The organism is Promicromonospora sp. MEB111, assembly GCF_030209445.1.
GTDB lineage: Bacteria > Actinomycetota > Actinomycetes > Actinomycetales > Cellulomonadaceae > Promicromonospora.
Map to the genome: position 1 here is coordinate 285,307 of NZ_JARVSD010000001.1, position 9,198 is coordinate 294,504.

General features: G+C 73.8%; 8 protein-coding genes and 1 pseudogene. 6 read left to right on the forward strand and 3 right to left on the reverse strand.

What is annotated here, in order from left to right; genetic code table 11:
* Positions 1-57: 57 nt before the first annotated feature.
* On the reverse strand, positions 58-924 hold the full coding sequence (locus tag QRN56_RS01225; protein WP_285100638.1) for a TetR/AcrR family transcriptional regulator: 867 nt from the start codon (positions 922-924) through the stop codon (positions 58-60).
* Between the two features lie 121 nt (positions 925-1,045).
* On the opposite strand from QRN56_RS01225, the gene QRN56_RS01230 reads away from it, so the two are divergent.
* From QRN56_RS01230 to rlmC, 6 genes are all read left to right on the forward strand, one after another.
* On the forward strand, positions 1,046-2,014 hold the full coding sequence (locus QRN56_RS01230) for an ATP-binding cassette domain-containing protein (RefSeq protein ID WP_285100639.1): 969 nt from the start codon (positions 1,046-1,048) through the stop codon (positions 2,012-2,014).
* The gene (locus tag QRN56_RS01235) at positions 2,011-2,784 is read left to right on the forward strand and encodes an ABC transporter permease (protein WP_285100640.1); all 774 of its coding nucleotides are present in this window, start codon (positions 2,011-2,013) and stop codon (positions 2,782-2,784) included. Before QRN56_RS01230 ends, QRN56_RS01235 begins: the two co-directional genes overlap by 4 nt.
* Positions 2,771-3,457 carry a DUF2306 domain-containing protein gene (locus QRN56_RS01240; protein WP_285100641.1) on the forward strand — a complete coding sequence of 229 codons (687 nt, stop codon included), beginning with the start codon at positions 2,771-2,773 and terminating at the stop codon, positions 3,455-3,457. The genes QRN56_RS01235 and QRN56_RS01240 overlap by 14 nt, the downstream gene beginning before the upstream one ends.
* A 43-nt stretch (positions 3,458-3,500) precedes the next feature.
* Positions 3,501-4,124, forward strand: a complete 624-nt coding sequence (locus QRN56_RS01245; RefSeq protein ID WP_285100642.1) for a DinB family protein — start codon at positions 3,501-3,503, stop codon at positions 4,122-4,124.
* Positions 4,125-4,256: 132 nt separating this feature from the next.
* Positions 4,257-5,525: a M15 family metallopeptidase gene (locus QRN56_RS01250; protein WP_285100643.1), complete on the forward strand. Its 1,269-nt coding sequence runs from the start codon at positions 4,257-4,259 to the stop codon at positions 5,523-5,525.
* 68 nt (positions 5,526-5,593) lie between these two features.
* Complete coding sequence (gene rlmC / locus QRN56_RS01255; RefSeq protein ID WP_285100644.1) at positions 5,594-6,766, forward strand: 23S rRNA (uracil(747)-C(5))-methyltransferase RlmC; 1,173 nt, start codon at positions 5,594-5,596, stop codon at positions 6,764-6,766.
* Here the strand turns inward: rlmC and QRN56_RS01260 are convergent.
* Together QRN56_RS01260 and QRN56_RS01265 are read right to left on the reverse strand one after the other, a co-directional pair.
* On the reverse strand, positions 6,733-8,184 hold the full coding sequence (locus QRN56_RS01260; protein ID WP_285100645.1) for a zf-HC2 domain-containing protein: 1,452 nt from the start codon (positions 8,182-8,184) through the stop codon (positions 6,733-6,735). The two genes, rlmC and QRN56_RS01260, sit on opposite strands and share 34 nt — an antisense overlap.
* A 199-nt stretch (positions 8,185-8,383) precedes the next feature.
* Positions 8,384-9,198 (reverse strand): annotated as a pseudogene (locus QRN56_RS01265) (hypothetical protein); the annotation flags it as partial.

The window sequence follows — 9,198 nt, forward strand, 5'->3', positions numbered from 1 at the left end:
TCCGAAAACCGCTGCCTGTGGTCGCGCCAGGACCGTTGTGTTGCCGTGCGGAGGGACTCATGACCCCTCGTCCGGGATCGCGCCCCGGCGTCTCAGGTAGGCCTCGACCCCGTCCAGCACGGCCGTGATCCCGAACGCGATGTCGTCGTCGGGGGGCGTGGGCGGCGCGGTCTCCGGCCAGGTCGCGAACGCCTCGAACAGGTTCGGGTACGTCGTGGCGTCGGCATACCGGGAGAGCACGGTCTCGAAGTCGGCGTAGGGGTTGGCCGCCTCGACCGCGGCGGGGTCGAGCTCGGACTCGGGGGTCCCGTCGGGCAGCCCGGCCTCGCGGCGCACCTGCTGGACCGCCGCGCGGTGGGACTCGATCTGCACCCGGGCCTCGCCCAGGACGTGCTGCGCGAGCAGGCCGATGATCGCGAGCTTCTCGTCCGGGGGCAGGTCGAGCGGGCGCAGGACCCCGAACGCCTGGTCGATCCAGCGCACCCGGTTCGGCCCCGGCGGTGCGGCGGACAGCGGCAGCTCCAGCATCCACGGCCGGGCCAGCCCCAGGGCGATCTGGGCCCGCGTCCAGGCCTCGAGCCCGGCGCGCCAGCCGCCGTCGGCGGGGATGTCGGGCAGGTCGGCCGCCACCGCGTCCGACATCATGACCAGCAGCTCCTCCTTGCCGGACACGTGCCGGTACAGGGCCATCGGTGTGTATCCGACGGCCTCCGCGATACGCGCCATCGAGACGGCGGCGAGGCCCTCGGCGTCGGCCAGGTCGATCGCGGCCCCCACGATCTGCGCGGCGGACAGTGCGGGCTTGGGCCCGCGTCGCCGCGGCGCGGCGGCGCCCCACAGGCGCTGCACGGCAGCGGGCAGCTCGCGCGCGGGTGGTGCGTCGTGCGGTTGCTCGGCCGGTTCGGGCGTCGTGTCGGTGCTCATCGACTCCCATCCTGCCCTGATCCGGGGCGTGGTCCGATCGGAAACTCTCTTGACCACATACTGTTTACGCTCCACACTAAAACGCGTAGGCCATAAACAGTAACCGGATCGGAGAAGGACCATGACTGCGATCGTCACGGCCGAGGGACTGGGCAAGTCCTTCGGGAGAAGGGGCTCGACGAGCCCGCCCGTGCTGGACGGGCTCGACCTGGAGCTCCAGGAAGGCGCGGTGCTCGCGCTGCTGGGCCCGAACGGGGCGGGCAAGACCACCACCGTCCGCATCCTGTCCACGCTGCTGAAGCCGGACGCGGGCCGCGCCACGGTCGGCGGGTTCGACGTGGTGCGGGACGCGCGGCGGGTGCGCGAGATCATCAGCCTCACGGGGCAGCAGGTCGCCGTCGACGACAAGCTGTCGGGCGCCGAGAACCTCACGATGATGGGCCGGCTCGCCCACCTGCCCCGCCGCGTCGTGCGGGACCGGGTGGCCGAGCTGCTCACGGCGTTCGACCTGGCCGATGCCGCGAGCCGGCACGTCGGCACCTGGTCGGGTGGCATGCGACGGCGGCTCGACCTCGCGGCGGGCCTGCTCACCCGGCCCCGGGTCATGTTCCTCGACGAGCCCACCACGGGGCTCGACCCCCGGTCCCGGCAGGCCCTGTGGGACGTGGTCCGCGGCGTGGTCGCCGACGGCACCAGCGTGCTGCTCACCACCCAGTACCTGGAGGAGGCCGACCGCCTCGCCCAGCGGATCGCGCTCGTGGACGGCGGCCGGATCGTCGCCGACGGCACGCCGGCCCAGCTCAAGCGCCAGGTGGGCGAGGCGGGCGTCGAGCTCACCCTCGCCGCCGCGGCCGACGTCGAGCGGGTCGCCGCCGCGCTCGCGGGCGCCACGGTCGACGGCGCCAGGGTGCGTGTGCCCACCGACGGCTCGGTCGCGCACGTGCGGTCCGTGCTGTCGCTGGTCGAGGACACCGGCGTGGCGCCCGAGCACTGGGAGGTGCGCGCGCCGAGCCTCGACGACGTCTTCCTCACCCTGACCGGGCACGCCGGCCAGGAGCACCCGGCCCGGACCACGGGGGTGGCGGCATGAGCCACGTGCTGAGCGACGTCTCGACCATGACCACGCGCGGCCTGCGCCTCGTCTCGCGGGACGCGGACGCGATGATCACCGCGGTGGTGCTGCCCGTCATCATCCTGCTGATGTTCGTCCTCGTGTTCGGCGGGGCCCTGGACACCGGCACGGAGTACATCAACTACGTGACGCCCGGCGTGATCCTGCTGGCCGCCGGTTTCGGCGCGGCGAACACGGCGATGGCGGTGGAGCGCGACATGTCGGGCGGCATGGTCGACCGGCTCCGGTCGATGCCCGTGAGCTCCTGGACCGTGCTGTCCGGGCACGTGGTGGCGAGCCTGGTGAAGAACCTGGTCACCACCGCGATCGTCTTCGGGGTGTCGATCCTGCTCGGGTTCCGGCCCGCGGCCACGGCCCTGGAGTGGCTCGCCGCGGTGGGGATGATCCTGCTCTTCGTCGGCTGGATCACCTGGCTCGCCGCGTTCGTGGGCGTGCTGGTCCGTTCGCCCGACGCCGCCGGCGGCTTCTCGTTCTTCGTGATGTTCCTGCCCTATGTGTCCAGCGCGTTCGTGCCCGTCGACACGCTGCCGGGCTGGCTGCGCGGGTTCGCGGAGCACCAGCCGGTCACGCCGGTGATCGAGACGGTGCGCGGGCTGCTCGCGGGCGACGTCGCCGGCGCAGGGGGCACCGCTCCGGGCGACGTCGCGGCGCTGGCGATCACCTGGTGCGTGGGCCTCGGGCTCGTGTTCGCCGTGGCGGCAGGGGTGGCGTTCCGTGCCCGGCGCTGAGTCGCCCCCGGCGACCCGCTGGTGGCGGCGGCCGTGGATCGCGCCCCTCGCCCTGGTCACCGCGGTGCTCCTGGTCACGGCCCTGCCGCGGTACGTGGGTCTGGACCCCGCGCGATCGCTGGTCCCGACCGACCGCGGCCCGGCGTTCTACCCGGCCCTGGTGACACACATCTTCGCCGGCTCGGTGATGCTCTCCGCGGGCGTGCTGCAGCTCTGGCCGTGGCTGCGGGCCCACCACCCGCGCGTGCACCGGTGGAGCGGCCGCGTCTACGTGGTCACTGCGCTCGTGACCGGCGTCGCCGCGCTGGTCACCGCGCAGTTCCCGAGCGCGGGCGTGGGTCAGCAGGTGGCGAACACCATGATGGGCGTGCTGTTCCTGACCTTCACCCTGCTCGGCTACCGCGCCGTCCGACAGCGCCGGTTCGGTGACCACCGGGAGTGGATGGTCCGCAGCACGGCGCTCGCCTTCTCGATCGTGACCAACCGGTTCTGGGCGCCCGTGCTCATCGCGATCTACGTCCCCGGCGCGCTCACCGACCCGGACATCGGGTTCGGCGCACCGGAGATCGAGGGCGCCGCCGTCGCGTCCGCGTGGGTGTCGTGGATCGTCAACCTCCTGTTCGCCGAGTGGTGGCTCCACCGGAAGCCGACGCGGCGGAGCCGGCTCCGGTAGAAAGCGCTCGGTGGATGTCGGTGGCCGGGGACACACTGTCCCCATGACACAGACGACCGGCGGGACCGTGGGCGACGCGGCCGAGCTCGAGCAGAAGCAGATCCTGAAGAAGTACCTCCAGGAGACCCGTGAGGCCCTCGTGTGGAAGCTCGAGGGCCTCACGGAGAAGCAGGCACGCTGGCCCCTGGTGCCCTCCGGGAACAACCTGCTGGGCATCGTGAAGCACTGCGCCAACATCGAGATCGGCTACCTCGGGGAGTGCTTCGGGCGGCCCTGGCCGAACCAGGCGGAGCTCGTCTCGCAGGAGGACTGGGAGAAGGACCCGCAGGCCGACTGGTACGCGACCGCGGACGAGTCGGTGGCCTCGGTCGTGGACCTCTACCGCCGAGCCTGGGCGTTCTGCGACGAGACCGTCGACACCCTCCCGCTGGGCACCGTCGGACGCGTGCCGTGGTGGAAGAACGGCGAGGTCACGCTGTTCCGGATCATCGTGCACGTGACCGACGAGATCGCCCGGCACGCCGGCCACGCCGACATCCTGCGCGAGCTCACCGACCGGTCCGTCGGCCTCACCGAGGGCAACACCAACATCCCGGACTGGCAGGCCGGCGAGGCGGACGCCTACTACGAGAAGCTCAAGAGTCTCGCCGAGCGGGCAGGCAACTAGCGCCCGCGTCCGAGATTCGCCAAACTGCGGGCCATGCCCCTCAACGTGGAGCCGTCCACATCCTCCGGGCCCTCGCCCGAACCAGCCCACGCGGAAGCGCCGAAGCCCGCGCGGTCCGCGCCGACACCCGACATGTCCTCGGGTAGATCGGACATCGTCCCGCGCGGCGCGGGTGGGCGGCCCGACGGCGGCTCCATGCGACCGCTGTTCGTCTTTCTCATCGCCGCCGCGGCCGCCCTGATCGGCAGCATCGCGTTCGCGCTCGTCCACGTCGGCAACGAGCGCGACCTGGAGCAGCTCAGCAGCGCCCGCGCCGACGTCGTGCAGGCGGTCGACGTGGGGCGCACGGCCCAGGAGGGTCTGGCCGAGCAGATCGCGAAGGCCGAGACGGCCCTCGCGGCGTCGGAGGGCCGGGTGGCCGACGACGCGGTGCGCACCGCCCTGGCCGCGCACGTCACCCAGGCCAAGGCGCTCAGCGCGCAGGAGGCGCCGGCGATCCCCGAGGCCGGCGCCCCCGGCCTCGACGGGCCCGAGGACATCGACGCCCTGGAGGCGGCGGCGACCGAGTGGTCGATGTCCATGAGCACCACCTCGACCACGCTCGTGGCGGCGATCAAGGACGTGCAGGCCTCATACCGCCAGTGGCAGCAGGACCGCAAGGACGCCGAGGCGCAGGCCCAGACGGAGGCCGACCAGGCCGAGAGCATGGCGCAGCAGCTCGAGGAGGCCAAGGCGTCGCTCGCCTCGATCACCGACCAGCTCAAGATCTCCGTGCGGGACTCCGCCTACACGCTCGACTGGACGGCCGAGGTGGGTGCGCCCGACGGCGTCCGCTCGGCGCTGGCCACCCGCCGCACCGAGGGCGAGGCGGCCCTCGCGGTCGGCGTGAACACGAACAAGCTGAACTCCGTGAAGGCGCTCGGCCAGCAGCGCGAGACGGCGCGGGTCGCGCTCGAGGACGCCGCGTGGGCCGCCCGCGCGGCGGTCGCCGACGACTCCAACGGCCGCCTCGCGCAGGCCGACCTGTGCCTGGTGGGCGTCGGCCCCGAGGGGCAGGACCAGTACCTCCGGTGCGACGCGGCCGAGGCCTGGAGCAAGCTCGGCGCGGCCTTCGAGGAGGAGCTCGGCAAGCCGCTGCGCATCGAGTACGGCTACCGGCCCTACGACTGGCAGCTCCAGGCGCTGGACGAGTTCGGCAGCGGGCAGGTCGCAGAGCCCGGCACCTCCAACCACGGTTGGGCGCTCGCTGTGGACGTACCTGTGGACGACGGCTTCCGCTTCGGCCAGCCCGAGTACGAGTGGCTCGCGGCCAACGGGCCGAAGTTCGGCTGGGTGCACCCGGAGTGGGCCCGCCAGGGCGCCGGGCGCGAGGAGCCCTGGCACTTCGAGTACGAGGGCTGACCGACCCTCCGGGGCCACCGCGCGCCGCCGCTGACCCCGGCGGTGCGCGGGCACTGGATAATGGGGGAGTGCAGTGCCCTCACTACGACGCCGGACGCTGCCACTCCTGCACCCTCCTGGAGATCGACTACCCCACCCAGGTGCTCGACAAGGAGCGGCACGTCGCCGAGCTCCTCGACCCGGTCTCCGACGGAACCACCTGGCTCCCCGCGGTCAGCAGCGTCGAGTCCGGATTCCGGAACAAGGCGAAGATGGTCGTGAGCGGCACGGTCGCCGAGCCGGTGCTGGGCATCCTCGACCGGGCCGGGCACGGCGTCGACCTGACCGACTGCGGCCTCTACCCCGAGGCGCTCCAGGCGTCCTTCGGCCCGCTCGCGGCGTTCGTCACGCGCGCGAACCTGGAGCCCTATCAGGTCTCGGGCACGGGCAAGCGCGCCCAGCAGCGCGGGGAGCTCAAGTACCTGCTGGTCACGCTGTCGCCCGACGGCGAGCTCATGGTCCGGTTCGTGCTGCGCTCCCAGGAGGCGATCGCCCGGATCCGCAAGCACCTGGCCTGGCTGCAGGCCGAGCTCCCGGCCCTGGCGGTGGCGTCGGCGAACATCCAGCCCGCGCACGCCGCGGTGCTGGAGGGCGACCTCGAGATCCCGCTCACGGAGCGTGCCACCCTCCCGATGCGCATCGACGACATCACGCTCGACCTGCGTCCGCAGAGCTTCTTCCAGACCAACACGGCGGTCGCCACCGAGCTGTACCGGCAGGCGCGCTCCTGGGTCGACGAGGTGGACCCGGGGAGCCTCTGGGACCTCTACTGCGGCGTCGGCGGCTTCGCCCTGCACTGCGCCGCGCCGGGTCGCGCCGTCACGGGCATCGAGATCAGCGCCGAGGCGGTCGCGGCGGCGTCGGGCACCGTGGAGCGGCTGCGCGGCGACGGCCAGGCGGACCGGTTCCGGGACGTCACCTTCGCGGCCGGCGACGCGACGGCGTTCGCCGTCGGGCCGCAGGGTCCGGACCTGCCCGAGATGGTGATCGTGAACCCGCCTCGGCGGGGCATCGGCGCGGACCTGGCGCACTGGCTGGAGACCTCGGGGATCGACCACGTCCTGTACTCGAGCTGCAACGCGACGACGCTCGCCAAGGACCTCGCCGCGATGCCGACGCTCCGGCCCGTGCGCGCGCGGCTGCTCGACATGTTCCCGCAGACGTCGCACTACGAGGTGCTGGTGCTCCTCGAGCGCGCCTGACCGGGCGGCGTCGCCTTCTTGCGGTCCTTCTTCTCCCGCTCGGCCTCGTCGGGGGGCGTGTCCTTCTTCGCCTGGCCGGGCGGGGTGTCCCTCGCGGCCTGATCCAGGGGGACGTCGTCCTTCTTCGCCTGGCCCGGCGGAACCTTGTCCTTCTTCGCCTGACCAGGAGGAACGCCGTCCTTCTTCGCGAGACCAGGCGGCGTCGCGTCGTCCTTCTTCGCCTGGGCCGGCGGGACCGTGTCCTTCGTGGCGAGGCCGGGCGGCACCCCGTCCTGCTTCGCCAGGCCCGGCGGGACGTCGTCCGCCGCCGTCGCCCGGGCGGACGGGACGAGCCCTGTCGGGGTCACGTCGGTCAGGTCGGGGACGTTCGCCGGATCCGTGTGCGGGGAGGGCCGCGCGGCCTGCCGGACGACGGGCCGTGTGCCGTCCGGCGCGACGACCGAGACCGTGCCGGTCTCGTGGAACGACGGCGCGGCCTCGATGCTGCCCACCACCCCGATGGTGACGGCCGTGGTGACGAACAGGCCGCCGGCGACGGTCGCGGTCAGGCTCATCGGGTCGGTCAGCACGCTCCGGGCGGTCACGACGGCCCGGGTACCCACGGTGCTGAGCCAGCTCCCGGCGCCCGCCGCGGCGGTACCGGCGGTGGCCGCGCCCGATGCGGCCGGACCGGCCGCGGCGGCGGCGCCACTCGCTCCCGCGACGACACCGGCCGCCGTCGCGCCCGGACCCGCCGACGCCGCGGCGCCGAGCAGGAGGACCGGGGCCGCGGCGCGCAGCATCCAGTAGGACTCGCGCACGTCGACGTACGCGCGCGTGCAGCCGGAACACCCGACCATGTGGTCCTCGACCTGCTGCCGCCGACGGGGCAGCAGGCGGTTCCGGACGAAGTCGTGCAGGGCGGCCCGGGTGGCCCGGCACTCGACGTCGGCGGCCGTGCCGGAGTGCGCCTCGGCGAAGGTGCTGGCGAGCCGGTTCTCGGCCCGGCGCAGGCGGCGCTTGGCGGCGTAGGGGAGCACGCCGATCTCGTCGGCGATCGCCGCCACCGGCCGGGACCCCACGTGGTGGTCCCAGAGGAGCTGCTGCTCGCCGGCCGGCAACCGTTCCATCGCGAGGCCCAGCACCTCGAGGTCGACGGCGTGCCCGGGCGGCTTGACGTCGGCGGCGCCGTCGTCGGATCCCTCGGCGGCCGCGTCCTGCTCGCGGGCCATCCGCTTCGCCACGTCGATGGACGCGGCGCTCCAGAACGCGAGGGGGTCGGCGAGGTCGCGGGCCTTGAGGAGCTCCACGCAGAGCAGCTCCAGGCCGCAGCTCGTGGCGAGCTCGGGGTCGATGCCGGGCACCCGCCGGGACACCGTGAACACCACGGCGCGGCGGTGTGCCGCCCACAGGCCGAGGTCGGCGCTCGTGACGGTCACGCGGCCCCCCTCCTGCACGCGGCGTGGCACCGCGTGGCACCTCGACGCGCGTGCCTCCGGGCGTGCATGCTCGCAAAGAATGCATGAGCATGGAAGGGTCCCCCGTGATGGCGGGAAGATCTTGGGCTCGCGCCCAGATCACCTGTGCGTCCGCACAGCAAGGTGGGGACACGGGCCTCGTGGGAGGCCCGCACGACCATCAGTCCCCGGTCGCCGACTCTGCGTCGTCGGCCGCGTCGGAGAACGTGCCGAAGAGCAGCTGCCAGATCTCGTCCAGCGTGGTGGTCGCGAGGTCGATGCCGGGCAGGTCGGAGAGGCCGAGGCTGGCGAGCAGGTCCTCCAGCGCGGTCCCGAGACCCGGCGTCTCCTCCGCCGGTTCCTCCGGCACCTCCGGCGGTTCGGCCGGGGGCTCCGGCTCGGTCGGCGGCTCCTCGGGCTCCGTGGGCTCCTCGGGCGGGTCCGGCTCGTCGGAGCCACCGTCCGGGCTCGACCCGGAGCCGGAGTCCGGCCCGGAGTCGGCGGGCGGGTTCGGGGTGTCGGCAGGGGCGCCGCCGGAGTCCGGCTCCGGCGCCGGCTCCGCCATCACCGGCGGCTCGTCGGCAGGCGTGGCGGCGCCGTCCTCCTTGGGCGTGGTGGCCGGGCGCGGCTGCGGGTCCGCCGGCGGGATCGACGGGGGCTTCTCGTCCGTCGACGGCTTGTCCGAGGTGTCGGACGAGTCCGTGCCGTCGCCGCCCCCGGCGCCGCCCGCTCCGCCACCGCCTCCGCCACCGCCCGCTCCGCCGCCCTCGCCGGCGGCCCCGGCGTCGTCGGTGGCCTGGACGGGCGGGTCGCCGAGCTGGTTGGCGATCAGGGCCGCGGCGCTGCCGCCGATGGCGAGCGCGGCGAGCACGCTCGCCGCGACAGCGGCCTCCTTCTTGCCGAACCGGGGCTTGGCCGCACCGGCGGCTCCCGCCGCGCCCGCGGCGGCGGTGGTGGTGAGGAGTCCGCCGGCGATGAGGTGCTGGCCGAGGTCGC

Excerpts from the sequence above, each read along its gene's own strand:
- QRN56_RS01225 (WP_285100638.1), bottom strand. The coding sequence starts at position 924 with ATGAGCACCGACACGACGCCCGAACCGGCCGAGCAACCGCACGACGCA.
- QRN56_RS01230 (WP_285100639.1), top strand. The coding sequence starts at position 1,046 with ATGACTGCGATCGTCACGGCCGAGGGACTGGGCAAGTCCTTCGGGAGA.
- QRN56_RS01235 (WP_285100640.1), top strand. The coding sequence starts at position 2,011 with ATGAGCCACGTGCTGAGCGACGTCTCGACCATGACCACGCGCGGCCTG.
- QRN56_RS01245 (WP_285100642.1), top strand. The coding sequence starts at position 3,501 with ATGACACAGACGACCGGCGGGACCGTGGGCGACGCGGCCGAGCTCGAG.
- QRN56_RS01250 (WP_285100643.1), top strand. The coding sequence starts at position 4,257 with ATGTCCTCGGGTAGATCGGACATCGTCCCGCGCGGCGCGGGTGGGCGG.